General features: G+C 68.9%; 21 protein-coding genes. 8 read left to right on the top strand and 13 right to left on the bottom strand.

Annotation, left to right across the window (positions count from 1 at the left end):
- Positions 1–47 precede the first annotated feature (47 nt).
- Complete coding sequence (locus tag QUE68_RS10375; protein ID WP_284225967.1) at positions 48–380, top strand: helix-turn-helix domain-containing protein; 333 nt, start codon at positions 48–50, stop codon at positions 378–380.
- Here QUE68_RS10375 and QUE68_RS10370 read toward each other — a convergent pair.
- Positions 349–1,272, bottom strand: coding sequence for a hypothetical protein (locus QUE68_RS10370; protein ID WP_284225966.1), 924 nt, complete (start codon positions 1,270–1,272; stop codon positions 349–351). The genes QUE68_RS10375 and QUE68_RS10370 overlap by 32 nt on opposite strands.
- On the opposite strand from QUE68_RS10370, the gene QUE68_RS10365 reads away from it, so the two are divergent.
- The gene (locus QUE68_RS10365) at positions 1,256–1,678 is read left to right on the top strand and encodes a hypothetical protein (RefSeq protein WP_284225965.1); all 423 of its coding nucleotides are present in this window, start codon (positions 1,256–1,258) and stop codon (positions 1,676–1,678) included. The genes QUE68_RS10370 and QUE68_RS10365 overlap by 17 nt on opposite strands.
- A 12-nt stretch (positions 1,679–1,690) precedes the next feature.
- The gene (locus QUE68_RS10360; RefSeq protein WP_284225964.1) at positions 1,691–1,900 is read left to right on the top strand and encodes a hypothetical protein; all 210 of its coding nucleotides are present in this window, start codon (positions 1,691–1,693) and stop codon (positions 1,898–1,900) included.
- Between the two features lie 77 nt (positions 1,901–1,977).
- Here QUE68_RS10360 and QUE68_RS10355 read toward each other — a convergent pair whose 3' ends face one another.
- A complete protein-coding gene (locus QUE68_RS10355) occupies positions 1,978–2,124 on the bottom strand; it encodes a hypothetical protein (RefSeq protein WP_284225963.1) in 147 nt (48 codons plus the stop codon).
- A gap of 69 nt (positions 2,125–2,193) precedes the next feature.
- On the opposite strand from QUE68_RS10355, the gene QUE68_RS10350 reads away from it, so the two are divergent.
- From QUE68_RS10350 to QUE68_RS10340, 3 genes are read left to right on the top strand one after another with little or no spacing between them, the layout of a single operon-like run.
- Positions 2,194–2,979: a prolipoprotein diacylglyceryl transferase gene (locus tag QUE68_RS10350; RefSeq protein ID WP_284225962.1), complete on the top strand. Its 786-nt coding sequence runs from the start codon at positions 2,194–2,196 to the stop codon at positions 2,977–2,979.
- The gene (locus QUE68_RS10345) at positions 2,976–3,353 is read left to right on the top strand and encodes a hypothetical protein (RefSeq protein WP_284225960.1); all 378 of its coding nucleotides are present in this window, start codon (positions 2,976–2,978) and stop codon (positions 3,351–3,353) included. The genes QUE68_RS10350 and QUE68_RS10345 overlap by 4 nt, the downstream gene beginning before the upstream one ends.
- A gap of 9 nt (positions 3,354–3,362) precedes the next feature.
- The gene (locus QUE68_RS10340) at positions 3,363–4,892 is read left to right on the top strand and encodes a radical SAM protein (protein WP_284230823.1); all 1,530 of its coding nucleotides are present in this window, start codon (positions 3,363–3,365) and stop codon (positions 4,890–4,892) included.
- Between the two features lie 27 nt (positions 4,893–4,919).
- On the opposite strand, the gene QUE68_RS10335 is transcribed toward QUE68_RS10340, so the two are convergent.
- The 10 genes from QUE68_RS10335 to QUE68_RS10290 form a co-directional block, all read right to left on the bottom strand.
- The gene (locus QUE68_RS10335; RefSeq protein WP_284225959.1) at positions 4,920–5,576 is read right to left on the bottom strand and encodes a GntR family transcriptional regulator; all 657 of its coding nucleotides are present in this window, start codon (positions 5,574–5,576) and stop codon (positions 4,920–4,922) included.
- Positions 5,576–7,126, bottom strand: a complete 1,551-nt coding sequence (locus QUE68_RS10330) for an ABC transporter substrate-binding protein (RefSeq protein ID WP_284225958.1) — start codon at positions 7,124–7,126, stop codon at positions 5,576–5,578. The genes QUE68_RS10335 and QUE68_RS10330 overlap by 1 nt, the downstream gene beginning before the upstream one ends.
- A gap of 71 nt (positions 7,127–7,197) precedes the next feature.
- Positions 7,198–8,190, bottom strand: coding sequence for an ABC transporter permease (locus tag QUE68_RS10325; RefSeq protein ID WP_284225957.1), 993 nt, complete (start codon positions 8,188–8,190; stop codon positions 7,198–7,200).
- A 5-nt stretch (positions 8,191–8,195) separates the two neighbouring features.
- Entirely contained in the window at positions 8,196–9,065 is an 870-nt protein-coding gene (locus tag QUE68_RS10320) for an ABC transporter permease (protein WP_284225956.1), read from the bottom strand.
- Positions 9,062–10,657, bottom strand: a complete 1,596-nt coding sequence (locus tag QUE68_RS10315; protein WP_284225955.1) for an ATP-binding cassette domain-containing protein — start codon at positions 10,655–10,657, stop codon at positions 9,062–9,064. Before QUE68_RS10315 ends, QUE68_RS10320 begins: the two co-directional genes overlap by 4 nt.
- Positions 10,650–11,531 (bottom strand): polysaccharide deacetylase family protein, encoded by an 882-nt coding sequence (locus tag QUE68_RS10310; protein WP_284225954.1) that lies wholly within the window; start codon positions 11,529–11,531, stop codon positions 10,650–10,652. Before QUE68_RS10310 ends, QUE68_RS10315 begins: the two co-directional genes overlap by 8 nt.
- Positions 11,528–13,036: an amidohydrolase family protein gene (locus QUE68_RS10305; RefSeq protein WP_284225953.1), complete on the bottom strand. Its 1,509-nt coding sequence runs from the start codon at positions 13,034–13,036 to the stop codon at positions 11,528–11,530. The genes QUE68_RS10310 and QUE68_RS10305 overlap by 4 nt, the downstream gene beginning before the upstream one ends.
- Positions 13,033–13,728, bottom strand: coding sequence for an aspartate/glutamate racemase family protein (locus QUE68_RS10300; RefSeq protein ID WP_284225952.1), 696 nt, complete (start codon positions 13,726–13,728; stop codon positions 13,033–13,035). Before QUE68_RS10300 ends, QUE68_RS10305 begins: the two co-directional genes overlap by 4 nt.
- Positions 13,725–14,615, bottom strand: coding sequence for a carbohydrate kinase family protein (locus QUE68_RS10295; protein WP_284225951.1), 891 nt, complete (start codon positions 14,613–14,615; stop codon positions 13,725–13,727). The genes QUE68_RS10300 and QUE68_RS10295 overlap by 4 nt, the downstream gene beginning before the upstream one ends.
- Positions 14,608–15,786 carry an SIS domain-containing protein gene (locus QUE68_RS10290; RefSeq protein WP_284225950.1) on the bottom strand — a complete coding sequence of 393 codons (1,179 nt, stop codon included), beginning with the start codon at positions 15,784–15,786 and terminating at the stop codon, positions 14,608–14,610. Before QUE68_RS10290 ends, QUE68_RS10295 begins: the two co-directional genes overlap by 8 nt.
- Positions 15,787–15,956: 170 nt before the next feature.
- Here QUE68_RS10290 and QUE68_RS10285 point away from each other — a divergent pair, with 170 nt between their 5' ends.
- The gene (locus tag QUE68_RS10285; RefSeq protein WP_284225949.1) at positions 15,957–16,217 is read left to right on the top strand and encodes a GlsB/YeaQ/YmgE family stress response membrane protein; all 261 of its coding nucleotides are present in this window, start codon (positions 15,957–15,959) and stop codon (positions 16,215–16,217) included.
- 22 nt (positions 16,218–16,239) lie between these two features.
- Here the strand turns inward: QUE68_RS10285 and QUE68_RS10280 are convergent, their stop codons facing one another.
- Positions 16,240–16,860, bottom strand: a complete 621-nt coding sequence (locus QUE68_RS10280) for an FMN-binding negative transcriptional regulator (RefSeq protein WP_284225948.1) — start codon at positions 16,858–16,860, stop codon at positions 16,240–16,242.
- 40 nt (positions 16,861–16,900) lie between these two features.
- Here QUE68_RS10280 and QUE68_RS10275 point away from each other — a divergent pair, with 40 nt between their 5' ends.
- Positions 16,901–17,794, top strand: a complete 894-nt coding sequence (locus QUE68_RS10275) for a fructose bisphosphate aldolase (protein ID WP_284225947.1) — start codon at positions 16,901–16,903, stop codon at positions 17,792–17,794.
- The last annotated feature ends 17 nt before the right edge of the window (positions 17,795–17,811 follow it).

Raw genomic sequence — 17,811 nt, 5'->3', positions numbered from 1 at the left:
GAATCTCGGTGTTGTGGCCGGCCTGGATCGCCCGCCCAGCGGACGTCGTGACCAGGACGAACGTCAGAACGCCCGACCGATCTGGCACGGTGTGGTCCGGCCGCACCACCACGAGCCAACTCATCGATGAGCTGACCAAGCGCAGGCTGATCAAGCGCGCCGTCGCTGCCGGCGACCGGAGGAACCACGCGCTCGATCTCACCGCTGGTGTCGTCCGCACCCTGCACCTCGCGAACGAGGTGGCGCACCGGGTCGAAGGTGACCTCGCGGCAGGACTGTCCGACGACCAGTTGGCGACCCTGAAGGTCACGCTGGCTCGACTACTGGAGTCAGCCTGCCCGCCGAGTGCTAGTGCAGCGGACGCCGACGGCGACCCATGAAGACCGCCAGGACGACCGCGCCGATGCTCAGCGCGCCGCACGCCACGGCCACCGCGATCAGGTAGACGTCCCGCTTGTTCATCCCTGACGGCGACTCATCCGACGCCAACGTCAACTGATAGTCACCCGGCAACGGTCCCGGCCGCGGGTCGTCGAGGCCCGGGAACTGCTGGGTCTTGTGAACCTCGAAACTGCGCTCACCGGAGGGGCTTTGCTTCCACTCACCCCACGCGGGCGTAACGCCGTCGAGCAGCACCTTGCGCTCGCCGAACTGTGCGTCGTTGCCGACGTCCACGATCTTGTTGACGCGGAACGGTTGATAGGTGGCGTCGGGATAACGCACCTGCACGGGCACGTTGGCGAAGTTCAGCAGCGGCGGCGGAGCCGGCGGCAGGGGCAGTCCCACTCCCGGGAAGTAGCCGCCTCCGAAGAAGCTGCCGACCGCGACGTTGAGCACCTGATTGATCGGGTTGGTCACCAGCGCCGTGAAGCTGTACGCGGCGAACTGGGCCACTTCGAGCACGATACGTGCCAGCGGCGGGATCCACACCACCCGCGGAGCGTTCTCGTAGACGTAGACGATCCGCACCGGATCGCGGTACGGGTTGCTCAGCACCGGGCGGTAGTACTGGTCGTATTCGACCCAATCCGGCTGCCACTGACGCACATTGCGGTCCCAGTTGCCTGCGAGCCGGACCTGATCGTCGGTGCGCTGCCCATTCTGGCCGAACGGATCGCTGTCCCGATTCTGCACGTCGATGATGCGGGCGATTTCCGTGATCTCCTGCTTGGGCGCCTCGGCGGGCTTCTCCTCCACGATCTTCGCGGCCTTGGCGATCTGCACGTCCTCTGCGGGCGCAACCAGTGTCTGCGGGGTGACCTTCTCGATCACCCGCGGTGTCGCCTCGGCGGCCGAGGAGGACTCGGACTCCGAGGACGGCGATGACGAGGACTTCGACGACGACTCCGAGGACTCGGAGGACGGCGTCGGGGACTCTTCACTCGGGGAGGACGGCGCGCTCGTCGCCGACGTGGGAGCGACCAGCCCCGGCGAGGGCGGCGGCGTCGACGACCCGCTCGCGGGCAGCGGACTCGTGGTCACCGGGCTCGACGTGGCCCGGTCGGTCGTGGGATCCGTCGTCGTCGAGGTGACCGGTGGCGGTGTGCTGGCCGGTGCCGGTCGCGTCGACGTGACGACGGGCTCGGGGGCGGGCGCGACGGGTGCAGGCGCGCGCGTCTGCGGGGGCGCCTCCGCGGTCTGCGCGACGGTGGGCTCGACCGTGGGAACCGGCGTCTGAACGGGTGCCGGGATGTCCGCCGGCGCCGTCGCGGCCGGGGCTGTCTCGACGGGCGCCTCGGTCACCACGGGCGCCTCGACGACCGGCTCCGGCGCGATTGTGGTGGTTGGCAGGACCGGCTCGTCGCCCGGCCTGGCGAAGGCGGGTGCGACACCGCCCGTGAGCGCGGTCAGTGAGATGACCATTCCGGACGCCAACACGGCGCACACGGTTCGCTTGTGACACAACTTCAACGGTGCAGCCATCGTGGCGCGACTCCTTCGATCCAATCCCCCGACACTGGTTGCGGACCAGTGGCCTCACAGTGTCTTCCACCCAAGACATCGGTGTGGGCGCGGATTCGTTACACCCGCGGCCGCGCCGGCGCGCACGACCAGCACGTCATGGCTGACCTGCTGAATCGCCTGCACCGACACGTCGAGTGACGCGGCGGACTCGTCGAGCATCCGCAGCGACCGTCGACTTGCCCGAGCCGGACTCCCACACCCGTCGAAACGTCGCACTACCGTATGCGGATGGGGTTGACGTGGCGCGTGGGTTGGCTCGACCTGCCCGTGCACGGCGTGTTCGTCGGCCTCGGCGTCCTGGTGGCGAGTGTGGTCTTCTTCCTCGAGGCTCGGCGCCGTGGTGCGTTGGGAGAACAGTCGCTGGTGGCGGTCACGGGAGCATTGGTCGGAGGGGCGATCGGGATGCGGCTCTCGGGGCTGGCCGAGCACCTCGACCCACGGCTGAACCCCAGCCTGGCCGAGGCCTGGGCGTTCGGTTCGCGCAGCATCCTCGGCGGGCTCCTCGGGGCGTACGTCGGCGTCCTCGTGGCCAAGCGGATCATCGGGTACCGCGGCAAGACCGGCGACCTGTTCGCGCCCGCCGTCGCGCTGGGGATGGCGGTGGGGCGGATCGGCTGCCTACTCACCGAGGCGCCCGGGCGACCCACCAGCCTGCCGTGGGGAATCCACGCGCCCGCCACCACACCGGCGTGCCCGGGATGCCTCACCGGGGAGGCGATGCACCCGTCCTTCGTCTACGAGATCGTCTTTCAGCTCGCGGCGTTCGGCGTGCTGCTGTGGCTGCGGTCGCGCGTCACCCATCCCGGCGAGCTGTTCGTGCTGTACGTCTCGGCGTACGCGGTGTTCCGGTTCCTCGTCGAGTTCACCCGCGCCAACGAGGTGGTGTGGCTGAATCTGACACGGCCGCAATGGTTCCTGCTCGCCAGCCTGGTGCTGGTCGCGTTCCGACTCCGCAGTGGTCACCACCGCGGGTACTACGAGGCACTATCCCGAAAACCGAGGGTCGCGTCATGACCGGTCCACCGCCACCGCCACCGCCACCGCCACCGCCGCCGGGCTGGTATCCACCGCCTCCCCCACCGCCGAGCACGACGGGCACGGTGATCGGTTTCGCCGTCCTCGGCGTCATGGCCTTCGGCGCCATCAACCTGGTCCTGGGGTTGGTCGTGCTGGCGCTCGCCTCGGGCAGCGACGGCGTGGTCGTGGGAGTCGGCGCGGTGATCTTGGCGCTCATCGCCTTCGGTGGCGGCGGGGGGTTCATCGCCCTGCGACGGCCGTGGAGCAAGGGTCTGGGCATCGGGCTGATGATCGGTTGGGCGCTGCTGTCGATCACCAGCGTCGGCTTCTGCACGGGACTCAACCCCGAGATGTACACCGGAGGAATGTGATCGATGGGCATGCCGCTGCGGGACGATCGGATTCTGCGCTACGTCAACGCCTTCTGTCCGGAGTGTCACGCCGAGGAGCCCCACCGGCCGCTCGCCGACGTCGTCCGGCTGTCGGGCTGGCTGGCCGCCAGACAGGGCCGGGTGTGGCTCGAACGTGCCTGCGGCAGCCACGGTCTGGTGCGCACGATGTACGACGAGGACCCCGAGATCTTGACCTACCTCGAGGAGTGGACGGCACCGACCAAGACGCACACCCCCGACGTGGCGGGCAACTTCGACCCCGTACCGGCGGCGTATCTGCGCGGGCTACCCGAGATGCAGACGCAGCACACGTGCATCCTGCTGACCGACATCACCGAATCCTGCAACCTGCGGTGCCCGACGTGTTTCACCGAGTCCAGCCCCGACCTGCACGGGATCGCGCCCGTCGCCGACGTGCTGGCCAACGTCGACCAGAGGCTCGAGCGCGAGAACGGCAAGCTCGACGTCGTGATGCTCAGCGGCGGGGAACCCACCGTCCACCCCGGGCTGGCCGACCTGCTCGAGGAACTCGTCCGCCGGCCGATCACGCGAATCTTGATCAACAGCAATGGTCTTCGAATCGCGCAGGACGACGAGCTGCTCGACGTGCTGACGCGCCATCGGGAGCGGGTCGAGATCTACCTCCAGTTCGACGGCCTGTCCGCCGAGGCGTCGCGACACCATCGCGGTGGAGATCTGCGCCGGATCAAGGCCGATGCCGTGAGACGCCTCTCCGAACGGGAGATCTTCACGACGCTGGTGATGACGGCCGCACTGGGGGTCAACGATGACGAGATCGGCGACGTCGTCACCCTCGCCCTCGCCACGCCGTACGTCAGTGGCGTCTCCCTGCAACCACAGTTCGGCTCGGGCCGCTCCGGCGTCATCGATCCCATGGACCGGCTCACCCACACCGGCGTGCTCAAGCGCCTCGGTCCGCAGACCGACGGGCTGGTCACCTGGCGCGACCTGACTGCTCTGCCCTGCTCGCATCCGCACTGCTGCTCGGTCGGCTACATGATCCGCGACGACTCCGACCAGTGGCGGTCGCTGGTGTCGCTGATCGGGCCGGAGCGCCTCAAGGAGAGTCTGGGGCTGGTGGCCAACCGGATCGCTGACAGCGAGGTGCCGCAGGAACTGCGACTCGCCGTTCGCGAATCACTGCTCGGCCTCCTGTCCGAGCAATCCTCGCTCTCGCATCCGGACATCGGCGAGGTGTGGCGAAACATCTGCGAGAGTTGCGATTTGGGTCTATCGACGCTGCTGACCCTGGCCGCGTCGGGATTGCCGGGGCGACGCCGGGCCTTGCGTCGCATGCTGGGCGAGAGGGTCGTGCGCATCACGGTCAAACCGTTCATGGACATGTCGACGATGATCGAGGAGCGGCTGACGCAGTGTTGTGTGCACGTCGGCACGCGATCGGATCAGGATCAGTGCGCGCCCTTCTGCGCGGTGCAGGCGTGGAGTCCGCTTGGGCGACAACGGTTGTCGGCGATCCCGCTCACGAGCCGGCTGTGAAGGCCGGCGGGTGAGCGGCGGGCCCGATCAGCCGAGCCGGCCCGCCATCGCGTCGAACGTCGGCTGCCGGTCCCGCTCGATGTGCGCGTAGGCCACCGATTCGGCGACGCGTTCGTTACCCGAGGCGATCGCGTCCCGCAGGAGCACGTGATCGTGGAACGCCTCGTCGGCGGGTAGCCCGCTGGTGAGGAAGAACAGCCACGTGATGCGCCCGGAGATGGTGCGCATCAACCTGACCATCAGCTCGTTGCCCGCGGTGTCGATCACGGCCTCGTGGAACGCCGTGCTCGTCTTGGCGATGGCGTACGCGTCACCGCCGGCCACCGTCTGCTGTGCCTCCGCGAGCGCCGCGTCCAGTGTGTCCATCGGGCCGCCGAACGACACCTGCCGCGCCGCGTAGCGGGCCGCCCCGACCTCCAACGACAGGCGGACGTCGAAGAGATCGTCGATGGCCTTGGCGTCCCAGTGCGCCACCACGGCGCCGCGCCGTGGCCGGGAGTGCACGAACCCGTCGCGCTCCAGCCACGGCACGGCCTCCCGCAGGGGGACACGGGACACGTGCAGTTCCTCCCCGATCCGTTGTTCGGGAAGTCGACTCCCCTGCGGATACTGCCCGAGGATGATCCGTTCCCGGACCGTGGAGTAGACCAACCGCGACAGGGACGGCGAGGGGTCTCCCGGCATCACCCCGCGATGCCGAGCAACGAGAAGTTCAGCTCGTTGGCCCCGATGTTCTGGCTCTCGGGCACCCCGGTCAGCCACTTCTGCGCCACCACCCAGTCCCGGTTGTACGACAGGTTCAGGAAGCAGCCGGTCTGGCCGTAGAGGTCGCCCGCCTTGACGTAGGTCGCCGTGTCGCCGGTGCCGAGGGCCTGGTCCAGCAGGCCGTTGACCTCCGTGGACTCGCAGCCGAAGTAGTTGATGCCGCCCGAGGCGTCCCAGAACACGTGGCCCCACATGTACGGGTCGCCACCGTCGGGACCGTTGTTGCCGTCGATGAAGGCGTCGGGTCCGGTGGGCGGGTCGTTGATCCAGCCGAACACGGTCGAGGTGTCGTACCCCTGGGCCGACGCGGTGAGACCGGCGGTCTGCAGGTTGGCCACCACGATGTTGGCCATCGACTGGGCGTTGACGTTGCCGTTGGCATATCCGATCACCAGGTTCTTGGGCGCGTTGGCGGGTAGCGCCGCGACGTAACCCTTCAGCGCGCCGTCGTCGAACGAGATCGCCTGCTTGTCGGCTCCGCCAGGGATCATGCCCTTCGCGTACATCGTCGTGGCCACCTCGGAGCGCTTGCCGAGGACCTGATCGACCAGCTTGCCCTGGTCGATCGACTTGAGGAACGCGACCCTCGCCTCCGGGGTCTTGAAGAAGTCATGGCTGGAGTTGACCGTGACCAATGCGCCCTGCAGCGTCGGCAGGAAGTAGTTCGACACCCCGTCGGCGTCGGAGTACTTGTCCAGGCTGGAGGACGGCAACGCCGCCACGATGGTGTCCACGGTGCCGTTGTCGAAGGCCAGCTCGAGGGCGGATTCGTCGGTGTAGACCGGCATTTCGACCTTCTTGAACGGCGACTTGGTTCCCCAGTAGCCGTCGAATTGCGTCAGCTCGTACTTGACGCCGGTCTCGGCGGTGGTCAGCTGGTACGGGCCGGTGCCCAGATCGTGGGACGACAGGTAGGTCTGGGCGTCGTCGGAGCCGGCGTTGGCCTTGAGTCCCTCCGGGCTCTCCATCTTCGGGCCGAACGGCGAGGCCAGGTAGCTCAGGAACGCGGTGTTCGGCTTGGTCAGCGTGATCACCGCGGTGTAATCGTCCGGCGTCGCAACGCTCTTGACCGCTTCGACCATGTAGGAGGCGCCGCCCTTCACGGCGATCCTGCGCTTGAACGCGACGTCGACCGCGGCCGCGGTGAACGGTGTCCCGTCGTGAAAGGTCACGCCCTTGCGGAGGTGGAAGGTGTACACGTCGTTGGTGGGATTGACCTCCCATGTCTCGGCCAGTCGCGGCGCGATCTCGACGGTGTCGGTGTTGTTCTTGTACTGCACCAGACCCTCGTACGCATTGATCATGATGGCGGTGCCGTTGTTGGCATAGTAGATGTCGGGGTCGGGCGGCTGGCCGATGTCGCCGAGCAGGCCGACGGTCAGCGTGCCGTCGGTCGGGGCCCCAGCGCCGCCGCCACCCCCGCCACCGGACGGGGTGCCGGAACTACAGCCGGCGACCGCTAAAGCCATTGCGGCACAGGCAATCACAGCGCCGGTGCGGATTCTTCGGTTGGGCATGGCGGAGCTCCTTCGGTGAGGGTTCATTCGGCGGTCACCCGCGGGTCGGCGAGTGCTTGAAGCAGGTCGACGATGACGCCTGCCAGGACATAGATCGCTCCCAGCACGAGGGTGACCCCGGCGATGGCCGGGAAGTCCGCGACTGGGATGGACGCGGCGAGGTAGTTACCAATGCCGGGCCAGGAGAAGATCTGCTCGACGACGACAACGCCGGCGAACATGAATCCGAGCTGCAGTCCGGCCATGGAGAGGGCCGGGCCGATCGCATTTCGGACGACGTGGTGGACGACCACCTGCGTTTCGGTCAGCCCCTTCGAGCGGGCCGTCCGGACGTAGTCGACGCCGAGGACACCGTGCAGCGAGGACCGCAGCACCCGGCCGATCGCGACCGCGGGCGCAATCGACAGCACGACCGCGGGCAGCACCAGGTGTTTACACGCGTCGACGAAGGCGTCGGCCTGGCCGTGCAGCAGGGTGTCGACCAGTTGCATGCCGAGCGGACCCGGATCCTGGAAGTCACCGACCCCCCTGGCGGGCAACCAGCCCAACTGGCCGAAGAACACGATGATGCCGACCAGTGCCAGGAGGAACGGCGGCGCGGTGGCCAGCAGCAGCAGGACCCCGCGACCGACGGCGGCGCCCGGCCAGCGCAGGGCACCCGACAGGGCGTAGAGCGCCGCCAGTGCCAGCGCGATGAGGAACGCCGCGACGACCAGTTCGGCGGTGGCGGGCAGGTAGGTGGCGATGTCGGCGGTCACGGGTTGCCGGGTGCGCAGCGACCGGCCGAGGTCACCGGTGAACAATCCACCGACGTAGCGCGTGAACTGTTGCAGCAGCGGATCATTCAGGCCGAGCCGCTGCCGTTCGGCGGCCACCATCTCGTTGGAGGCATTGGCCCCGACGTACGCACGGGCGGGGTCACCTGGTGACACCGACTGCAGGAGGAAGATGACGAACGTGAGGATCAGCAGGATCAGCACCGCGGTCGAGAACCGGCGCGTCAGGAAGGACGTCATCGCAGTCACCTCCGCACCGGGATGAGGCTGCGGATGGCGTCGCCGCCGAGGTTCGCGATCAGGGTGAGCAGCAGCACCGCGAGGCCGGGTATGCCGGGCACCCACCACTGGCTCAGCAGTTGGCTCAGCGTGCGGGCGGTGTCGGCGCCCAGTTCGGGCGCGGGGGCCTGCTGTCCGAGACCCAGGAACGACAGCGCTGCGAGCAGCAGCACGACGTTGCCGATGTCGAGGCTGGCCGTGATGACCGCCGTCGGGACGACGCCGGGCAGCAGGTGCCGGGTCAGGATGCGGGTCCGACTGACCTTGGCCAGCTTGGCGGCCTCGACATATGGGCGCGCGGCCAGTGCCTTGACCTCGCCGCGCACGATGCGGGCGTAGTACGGCCACCAGACGAGGGCGACCCCGATGAGGGTGTTCGTCAGCCCGGAGCCGAGGGCCGCGACGATCGCGATGGCCACCAGCGCGCCGGGGAGGGCAAGGAACAGGTCGGTGATGCGCATGAGGAGCAGGGAGTCGACCCACCCCCCGGTCGCCCCCGCGATCAGCCCGATGGTGCCGCCGATCAGCAGCCCGCTCGCCACCACGACCAGCGCACTCAACCAGCTGACCTGGATGCCGATCAGCGTGCGCGACAACAGGTCTCGACCGATGCCGTCGGTACCCAGCAGGTGTCCCGGACTGAGCGGTGGCAGGTTGAGGGCACCGACGGGCTGAATCGGGTCGTACGGGGCCAGCAGCCGGGCGAAGAGGGCGACGAGGGTCACCAGGGCGAGCAGCCCGACGAGCGCCCACGCCACCGGCCGGGCCAGATTTCCGCCTCCGACCGCCACGGGCCGCAGCCGCCACCGGGGCACCAGCGTCGTCGCGGTCGTCACGAGGCGATCTCCGGGACCGCCGCGAGCAGGGTGCGGGTGTAGGACTCGCGCGGATCGGAGACCACCTGCTCGGCCACACCCAGCTCGACGATGCGGCCCGCCTGCATCACCGCGATGCGATCGCCCATCAGCCGTGCGACCGCCAGGTCGTGGGTGACGAAGAGGACTGTCATCCCGAGCCGGGCCCGCAGGTCCCTGATGAGCGCGAGGACGCTCTTGGCCAGGGACGCGTCCAGCGCACTGGTCGGTTCGTCGCACAGCAGCACCGACGGCGGGATCATCGTCGCGCGGGCCAGGCCCACGCGCTGGCGCTGCCCGCCGGACAGCTCACCGGGACGCGCCGTGGCGATTTCGGGTGGCAGATCGACGGCGGCCAGCGCCTCGGCCACGCGGGACTTCACCTCACCGCGGGACAGTTTGAGCGGGCGGAGTCGCTCCCCCAGCGTCTCGCCGATGCTGAGCCACGGCGTCAACGACGAGCCGGCATCCTGGAACACCATCTGCGGCCCACCGTCACCGGCCAGGACGACCGACCCGGACGTCGGCCGTTCGAGACCGGCGACGATCCGCAGCAGTGTCGACTTGCCCGAACCGCTCTCCCCGACGATGGCCACGGCCTCACCCGCGCCGATCTCCAGATCGACACCGTCGACGGCGGCGATCTTCCGTGAGCCGCCGCGTCCGCGCCGGACGTCGAACGTCTTGCGCAGCTGGCGGATCGTCACCGCGGGTTCCGTTGCGGCCGAACTCGACTCGGCGGTCTCGAACCGCTCATCGCGCGGCATCGTCAGCGTCAGCCGCGCGGCCAGCAGCGAGCGGGTGTACGGGTGCTGCGGGTTGCGCACGACGTCGGCGGCCTTGCCGATCTCGACCAGTTCGCCGTGGTGCAGGACGGCGAGCCGGTCGGCGATCTGGTCGGCCACGCCAAGGTCGTGGGTGATCAACAGCACCGAGCAGCCGACGTCGTCGCGCAGTTCCCGCAGCAGGTCCAACAACTGGGCCTGGACGGTCACGTCGAGCGCAGTGGTCGGCTCGTCGGCGACGATGAGGCGTGGACGTCCCTTCTTCCCGTCGCCTCGCGCGCCCTTGTCGGCCACGGCGATCGCCGCCATCACCCGCTGGCGCAGTCCACCGGAGAGTTCGTGCGGGTAGACGCGCAGCCGCAACTCGGCGTCGCGCACCCCGACGGTCTCCAGCAGCCGCACCGACTCGGCGTCGTCGTTGGTGGCCTCGCCGATCTGCCTGCCGATCCGCATGGTCGGGTTCAGCGACGTCATCGGGTCCTGGAAGATCGCGCCGAGCACCTCGCGTCGCACCCGACGCAACTCACCGCGTCGCGCCCGCAGCAGGTCCACGCCAGTGACGGTGACGCGGCCCTCGGTGAGTGGCTGCGACTCGGGTGGCAGCATGCCCAGCAGGCTGAGCGCGAGAACGCTCTTGCCGGAACCGGATTCGCCGACCAAGCCGAGGATCTCGCCGGGCTGAATCTGGAGGTCGACGTGTTTCAGCACGTCGCTACGCACGCCGTTGCGCACCAACGAGAGTGAGAAGTCGTCGACCTCTGCCACGGGGGTCGGCGTGGGCTCAGTCACCGAACAGCTCCGGCGCATCGAGGACGGCTTGGTGAATCTCCCGCGGGGTGGTGAGCCAGACGCCGTCGGTCCCGGCGATGCGCTCGAGTGCCTGACCGATCGGACGCAGCCGGAACGGCACCCCGCTGATGAACGAGTGCAAGACGACGCTCATCACCAGCGGGGTGTTCGCCGCGGCGGCGTGCAGCTCGGTGAACTCGTCGACGATCATGTCGGCGAAGTCGCGGGCGGACACACTGCGGCCGACCATCGTCGAGGAGTCGTTCAGCTCGGCGGCATAGGGAATGGCCAGCAGCGGGCCCGACTCGGTGCGCAACCACACCGGCTGATCGTCGAGGCGCAGGTCGAGTAGATAGCGATACCCGCTGTCCACCAACAGGTTCAGCGTGGCCGGAGTATGGCTGAGCCACGGTGTCGACCAGCCACCCGGGGCCGATCCCTCGTAGGTCCGGATCCGTTCGGCCACCTCGGCGAGATACGCCCGTTCCACGTCGGGCGTCATCCCGGGAAGTGCGTCGGAGTTGGAGCGGCCGTGGCCGACGATCTCGGCGGAGGCGGCGCGCGCGGCCTCCATGACGGCGGGCGCCTCGTCGTAGACGTCGGTGTTCAGCAGTACCGTCGGTGGGATCCCGAGGCTTTGGAGCCTGTCGAACAGGCGGAAGGCGGCGACCCGGTTTCCGTAGTCCCGCCACGCCGTGTTCACCAGATCGGGATGGGGCACGTCGGCCAGCACGTCCTCGCTGCGGCCGTCGCCGAAGCGGTAGGACTCGACGCCGACGCAGACGACCACGGCCAGTTGGGCGCCGTTCGGCCAGCTGCCGGCGGGACGGTCCGGCAACGGGGTCAGACCGTAACCGGCCGGGTTCGCGCTCATCGGCCCAGCCAGCGGGTGAAGCCCACGTTCGAGGCGGCCGCCCGGCCGACGATGTGTCGGTAGGCGGGTAGGAGTGCACCGGCATCGCGCCGGGCCGCCTTGACCGCAGGCAGTTTGGCGGCGAACAGCTCACGCGCCTCGTCGAGCAGCGCGGTCTCGTCCACGCTGGTGACGTGGCCATGTTCGGCGACCACGCGGCCCGCCACCATGGTCAGCACGACGTCACGGCCGTCCTCGCAATGCACCAGCTGCTCCCTGAGGTCGTTGAGTGGGGTGAAGGCGATGGCGTGCAAGTCCACCAGCGCCAGGTCGGCGAGTCGGCCCTCGGCGACGGCACCGAGATCGTCGGACCGCCGGGTCGCGCGGGCGCCGCCCTGCCACAGGGCGGTGAGAACCTCTGTGGCGCTTGGCCAGTCGTCACTGTCAAGGCCGGCCACGTTGTGGATCAGACCGGCGGTCTTGGCGACGGTCCAGACGTTGATGGAGTCATCGCAGATGGCCTCGTCGGTGCCCAGCGCGACCGGGATCCCGTGATCGAGCATCGCGCGCCACGGCAGCACTCCGCTGCCCAGCCGCAGATTGCTGACCGGGTTGTGCACCACCGTCGAGCCGTTGTCGGCGATGGTGGCCATGTCGGCGTCGTCGACCCACACCGCGTGGATCACGTTGGTGTGGGACTTCAAAAGCCCTGCCGCAGCAGTGTATTGGACCAGTGACCGGCCGGCGAACCGGGGCTGTTCGGTCATCAGGGTGCGTTGCACCTTGGTCTCCAGCATGTGCGCGTAGAGGGGCAGGCCGTGGCGCTCGGCGAGATCGTCGAGGGCGGCGAAGTACTCCAGGCTGACGCGCTGCGGTGCCGAGATCGAGACGGCGGCCCGGATGCGGTCGTCGGCGGCGCCGTGCCAGGTGCCGATCAGGTGGTCGTAGAGTTCGAGCAGTCGCGCGGCGGATGCGGGTGCCGCGGCCCCGAACGCGCGGCGGGTCGCGGGATCGAGTTCGTCGACGAACGGCAGCTTCTCGGCCTCCGTCAGCTCGGGCTGGTCCAGGGCGAGGAACGCCCGAATCCCGCTGTCCCGATAGGCCGAGGCCACCGCGTCGATGATCTCGGGGTCGGGGTACGGCATCAGGAACGCATCGTCCTGCACGCAGGTGATCCCGCGCTGCAGCATTTCGATCGCCCCCAGCATGGTACGCAGGTAGGCCTCGCGGGGGCTGGGGATCAGGGCGGGGTCCGACGGCGACTCGAAGAGCATGAACAGCTCGAGCGGCAAGCTGGGGATCGAACCCTTCAGGTGGTTGGCCGGTGAGTGGAAATGCGCGTTGATCAGACCGGGCAACAACAGGTTTCGGCCACCGCCCTCGACGGCACGGGCCGCGGACGGGGCGGTCAGCTCTTGGCCGATCGCGGTGATGCGGTCACCCTCGACCAGCACGTCCACCGGGCCGGTCATCCCGGTCGGCGCGGCGGCGTCGTAGATCAGCACCCGACGGAAGACGACGCTCATGGCAGCTCCACGGCGGCATAGGTGTTCACGCGCGACGTGTCGAGGCCCATCGCCACCAGACCGGCCGCGATGCCGACTGCGGCGGCGACACCGTCGACGACGGGTACGCCAAGGGTGTCAGACAGCGGTGCGACGAGGTCGGCCAGACCCGCGCAGCCCAACACGACGGCCTCGGCGCCGTCGGCCGCGATCGCGGTCCTGGCGGCGTCGGTGAAGGCCTCGAGAAGGTGGGTCGATCCGCCCACCAAGTCCGCGACCGGCACGTCGACGGCGACGACGGTGCAGCGGTGCTCGAGCCCCAGCGCGCGGATGACGCGGTCGCTGTGGGCGATGGTGCGCGGGGGCATCGTGATGACGACGAACCGGTGCGCGAGCAGGCATGCGGTCTGCAGGGCGGCCTCGGTCATTCCGACGACCGGACACGTGGCGATCTCGCGGGCGGCCTGAACGCCGGTGTCGCCAAAGCAGGCGATGACGAACGCGTCGGTGTCGGCCTGATGCGCGCGGACCTGGTCGAGCACTCCGACGGCCGCGATCGCCTCCTCCGCGTGGCTCTCGACGCTGGGCACGCCGCGGGGCGGGTGGACTCCGGTGACCGTGACGTCCGCGCCCGAGACCGCCTGCGCGGCGGCGGTAATGGTCTCGGTCAGCTCGGTGGAGGTGTTGGGGTTGATCACGGTGATGCGCGTCATCGCTGCGCCCCGGTCGTCGCGGTGACGGCGGCAAGCAGTGCGCTGACGCCGGACCCGCCCACCGCGGTGCGGGCCACGGCCGCCCCGGCGACCGCCGCGGCGTAGGGGTCTCCACTGCGCAGGTGCTCGGCCGCGAACGCCCCGCAGAACGCGTCACCCGCCCCGGTACTGTCCACCGGTTCCACGGCGTCGGCGGGGATCAGCACGGGCTCGGGGTGTTCCCTCGTCGCCACCAGGCAACCAGCCGCGGCCCGCTTGACGACCACCACTCGCGGTCCGAGTTCGAGGAAGGTTCCGGCAGCGGCATGCAGGTCGGAACTGCCGCTGAGACTGGCGGCTTCGACCTCGCTGGGCAGGAACACGTCGCACGCCCGCACTGCGTCCAGGAGCTCGGTTTCGTGGCCGGCGACGTAGTCCTCCTGCGGGTCGAAGTAGATCGTGGCCGCGGTTCGGGGTCGCAACCAGGCGGACAGGTCGAGTTGCGCATTCAACGCCATCGCGGAGAGCAGCACGCCAGACGCAGACAGGGCACTGACCGCAACGTCGGACGGATGCACCGAGAGCTCCTCGAAGTGGTCCTCACCGAGCACCAGGTGCCACACCCTGCCGTCGTCGACGTCGTAGCGAATCACGTTGCGCACCATGGGTAGATCCCGGCGGGGTAACGACTCGGGAGCCGTACCGGCTAAGCGGATCGCGGCCAGCATCGCGGGTGGGGCGTCGACTCCCAGTGGCGCGAGGATGGTGGGCGTCGCACCGGCCAATCGGGCCGCGAGCGCGGCGAAGAGGGCGTCGCCCCCGACGGATTCGACCCGTTCCCCGCTGGGGGACACGGCTTCGTCCACGGTCAGGTTGCCGACGCAGACCAGGGTCGGGGCGTCACTCATCGCGCGCCGCCGCAGCGTAGCTGCTCAGGCCGAGGTGGTACCCGACCAGTTGAGCGACGAGCAGGAAGAGCAAGGGCGACAGCGACTCTGGCACGGCGGGCATGGTGATGACCTGTGCGCCGGAGTCCTCGAACGCCCGCTCGCCCTCGGTGGTCACGACGTAGAGTCGGCCGCCCCAGCGCAGCGCGTCCCGCCCGGTGTCCACCGCGCGCGGCACCGACGGACCCGCGGGAGCGAAGAGGAAGAGCGGCTCACCGGCCTTCTGGGAGTTGTAGTGGTGGTACTCCTCCACCTGGATCTCGACCGCGTGCAGGGTCGTGCACTCCTTGACCTTGGCTGCCCCGACGATCGCGGACGCGAGGTTGGGCCCGGCGCCAGAGAACAGGACATTGGTCGCGTCGCCGGCGACCTCCGACTCGGCGATCGCGGCGATGACGGGATCGATCCGGGCCAGCACCTCGGCCATCAGCTCGGGAAGGCCGCCGAAGGCCGTGCGCAGCGTTGCTGCCCCCGGCGCGGCGCGGCGCTCGCCGATCCGGATGGCGAGTTCGAGGAGCAGGGCCAGCGCCGCGGTGGACGACTGGGTCGGCCAACCGGCCCGGGTGGCCTCGATCTTCAGGGCCGTGCTCGCCTCGGTCTGCAGGGTCGAGCCTGCCGTGTTCGTGATCGCGACGGTATACGATCCGCGGTGCTGGGCCATCAGAAGCGCCTCGACGGTCCTGGTCGTCTCGCCGGAACTCGACAGGGCGACGACCGCCGTGGTCTCGTCCACCAGATCTGCCTGGTAGTAGGCGAACTCGAGGCTCTGCACCGCCTCGCACGGCACCGCGAGCATGCTCTCGAGCGCCTGCCGGGCGGCGACCATCACGGCGAGCGAGTCTCCGCACCCCACCAGGACGACCCTGCGCACGCCACTGACCAATCGATCGGCGATGGTGTCGAGAGTCGTTGCGTTGCACTCCAACGTCGCGCGGATGGCGGCGGGCTGACCGAATAGTTCCGGCCCCGTGGCCTGCACCCGGGCTCGCAGTTTGGCGTCCAGCGGATCATTGCTGGGGAGCGCCAGGATGTGGGCCCGCTCGGCATCGGACACCCGTTGCACGACCGCCCGCTGACGCGCGTCGAGCGGGCTGGTGGCCTCGTCGAGAAGCGGGCTGGCGGGGGTGTTCATCGGATCTGACGACCGCCGTTCTCGACTCCTGGCGCCGAGCGTCTCTCAGCTACCGGTGAGCCGAACGGTATACCGTTTGTGTTTCCGCGGTGTGACGTTCGATGGCAGTCCGGTTACCTAATCGGCAGCTTCCTGCGCGATCAGGCCGGTCGACGTTTTACTCTCGCCGCATGTTGATCATCGGCCTCATCCTCTTCGGCATGGTCGTCGGCGCGGCCGCCCAGCTCATCCTGGGAAAGGGATCGAAGAGCATCGACTGGACGATGGCCTTCGTCGCAGGTCTCGTCGGTTCGTTCCTGGGGGGTCTGTTGTCCAGCCTCCTCGCCGGTGACGGCCTCGCCTTCCGACCCAGTGGGATCATCGGCTCGATCGTCGGCGCGGTGATCGTCACGGGTGCCTGGCGCTGGAACGCCACCCGGCAACGGCGTTGACCGGGCATCGTCCTCGCGTTACCTAACATCGCGTCGGCCGGTGGACTTCGACCGCGGCGGCGCTAGTCGTGTCACCATCGGCTCGCAGACCGTCGATCACCCCGTCGACGTCGGCCCCGGGACGGTTCTGGCTGAGCTTGAACTTGGCGTCGATGCGCGTGATCGCCACCTCGACACCGACGATCGCCCTCAGCTGACCGGCGATGAACGTCTCCGGCGCGTCGTCCACCGACCACGGCGCGGGTCGTCGAGCCTCGTGGTGATCGGTGAGTCGGCGGACCAGGTCACCGAGCCAGACGGTGTCATCGTGAATGGTCGCGGTGCCGTGGACGTGGGCGACCACGTAGTTCCACGTCGGCACGACCCGCCCGTGCTCGGCCTTCGACGCGTACCAGCCGGGGGTGACGTAGAAGTCCGGTCCGCGGACGATCACCAGCGCCTCCCGGCCATCGACGTGGCGCCAGTGCTCGTTGTTGCGGGCGAAGTGCCCCTGCAGCGTCGCGCGTTCGGGGTCGTAGACGAACGGCAGCATCGTCGCCTCGAGGCCGTTCTCGCCCGCGGTGACGAGGTCGGCCGCACGCTGTTGGGACAACAGCTGGTCGACGGCGTCGTCATCGGGTGCGAAGTGACCGGGTACGTACATCGGACCCATCCTCCTCCCCGCGGGGGAATATGCTCGGGCCATGACCAATCACCTCCAGGCTGAGCGGATGACGTCGGGCAAGGGGTTCATCGCGGCGCTGGACCAGAGCGGCGGATCGACGCCAAAGGCGTTGCGACTGTACGGAATCGAAGAAGACGAGTATTCCTCGGACGCCGAGATGTTCGACCTGATCCACGCGATGCGCTCGAGGATCGTCACGTCTGCGTCCTTCGCCGGGGACCGGGTCCTGGCCGCGATCCTCTTCGAGGAGACCATGGACCGCGAGATCGGCGGCAAGCCGTCGGCGAGCTACCTGTGGGACGACAAGGGTGTGGTGCCCTTCCTGAAGATCGACAAGGGGCTAGGCGACGCGGCAGACGGCGTGCAACTGATGAAACCCATCCCCGGACTCGACGACCTGCTGACGCGCGCGGTCGACAAGGGAATCTTCGGCACCAAGGAGCGATCGGTCATCGGCGCAGCCGATGCCAAGGGCATCACCGATGCCGTCACGCAGCAGTTCGACCTCGCCCACCAGGTACTCGAACACGGTCTGGTGCCGATCCTCGAGCCCGAGGTGACGGTCACCATCGCCGACAAGGCCGCGGCCGAGGACATCCTGCGCGACGTCCTCGTCGAGCAGCTCGACGGCATCCCCGACGGACACGAGGTCATGCTCAAGCTCTCGCTGCCGACCGTGCCGAACCACTACCTCGCACTGACGAGGCATCCGAGGGTGATGCGGGTGGTGGCGCTGTCGGGCGGCTACTCGCGGGACGAGGCCGACGCGCTATTGGCGTTGAACACCGGCGTCATCGCGAGTTTCAGCCGCGCCCTGACCGAGGGCCTGTCCGCTCAGCAGTCCGACGAGCAGTTCGACTCCGCGCTCGACGCGGCGATCCAGTCGATCTACGACGCCTCCGTCGCGGGGTGACCATGGTCACGATCCAG

It is taken from the genome of Mycolicibacterium sp. TUM20985 (assembly GCF_030295745.1).
GTDB lineage: Bacteria > Actinomycetota > Actinomycetes > Mycobacteriales > Mycobacteriaceae > Mycobacterium.
This window is presented reverse-complemented; position numbering and strand designations above follow the sequence as displayed.

What these genes read in the sequence shown, in the direction of transcription:
- QUE68_RS10360 (WP_284225964.1), top strand. Translation starts at nt 1,691, where the DNA reads ATGTCCGCCGGCGCCGTCGCGGCCGGGGCTGTCTCGACGGGCGCCTCG.
- QUE68_RS10330 (WP_284225958.1), bottom strand. Translation starts at nt 7,126, where the DNA reads ATGGCTTTAGCGGTCGCCGGCTGTAGTTCCGGCACCCCGTCCGGTGGC.
- QUE68_RS10325 (WP_284225957.1), bottom strand. Translation starts at nt 8,190, where the DNA reads ATGACGTCCTTCCTGACGCGCCGGTTCTCGACCGCGGTGCTGATCCTG.
- QUE68_RS10290 (WP_284225950.1), bottom strand. Translation starts at nt 15,786, where the DNA reads ATGAACACCCCCGCCAGCCCGCTTCTCGACGAGGCCACCAGCCCGCTC.
- QUE68_RS10355 (WP_284225963.1), bottom strand. Translation starts at nt 2,124, where the DNA reads ATGCTCGACGAGTCCGCCGCGTCACTCGACGTGTCGGTGCAGGCGATT.
- QUE68_RS10295 (WP_284225951.1), bottom strand. Translation starts at nt 14,615, where the DNA reads ATGAGTGACGCCCCGACCCTGGTCTGCGTCGGCAACCTGACCGTGGAC.
- QUE68_RS10335 (WP_284225959.1), bottom strand. Translation starts at nt 5,576, where the DNA reads ATGCCGGGAGACCCCTCGCCGTCCCTGTCGCGGTTGGTCTACTCCACG.
- QUE68_RS10300 (WP_284225952.1), bottom strand. Translation starts at nt 13,728, where the DNA reads ATGACGCGCATCACCGTGATCAACCCCAACACCTCCACCGAGCTGACC.
- QUE68_RS10340 (WP_284230823.1), top strand. Translation starts at nt 3,363, where the DNA reads ATGCCGCTGCGGGACGATCGGATTCTGCGCTACGTCAACGCCTTCTGT.
- QUE68_RS10280 (WP_284225948.1), bottom strand. Translation starts at nt 16,860, where the DNA reads ATGTACGTACCCGGTCACTTCGCACCCGATGACGACGCCGTCGACCAG.
- QUE68_RS10350 (WP_284225962.1), top strand. Translation starts at nt 2,194, where the DNA reads ATGGGGTTGACGTGGCGCGTGGGTTGGCTCGACCTGCCCGTGCACGGC.
- QUE68_RS10285 (WP_284225949.1), top strand. Translation starts at nt 15,957, where the DNA reads ATGTTGATCATCGGCCTCATCCTCTTCGGCATGGTCGTCGGCGCGGCC.
- QUE68_RS10275 (WP_284225947.1), top strand. Translation starts at nt 16,901, where the DNA reads ATGACCAATCACCTCCAGGCTGAGCGGATGACGTCGGGCAAGGGGTTC.
- QUE68_RS10305 (WP_284225953.1), bottom strand. Translation starts at nt 13,036, where the DNA reads ATGAGCGTCGTCTTCCGTCGGGTGCTGATCTACGACGCCGCCGCGCCG.
- QUE68_RS10345 (WP_284225960.1), top strand. Translation starts at nt 2,976, where the DNA reads ATGACCGGTCCACCGCCACCGCCACCGCCACCGCCACCGCCGCCGGGC.
- QUE68_RS10310 (WP_284225954.1), bottom strand. Translation starts at nt 11,531, where the DNA reads ATGAGCGCGAACCCGGCCGGTTACGGTCTGACCCCGTTGCCGGACCGT.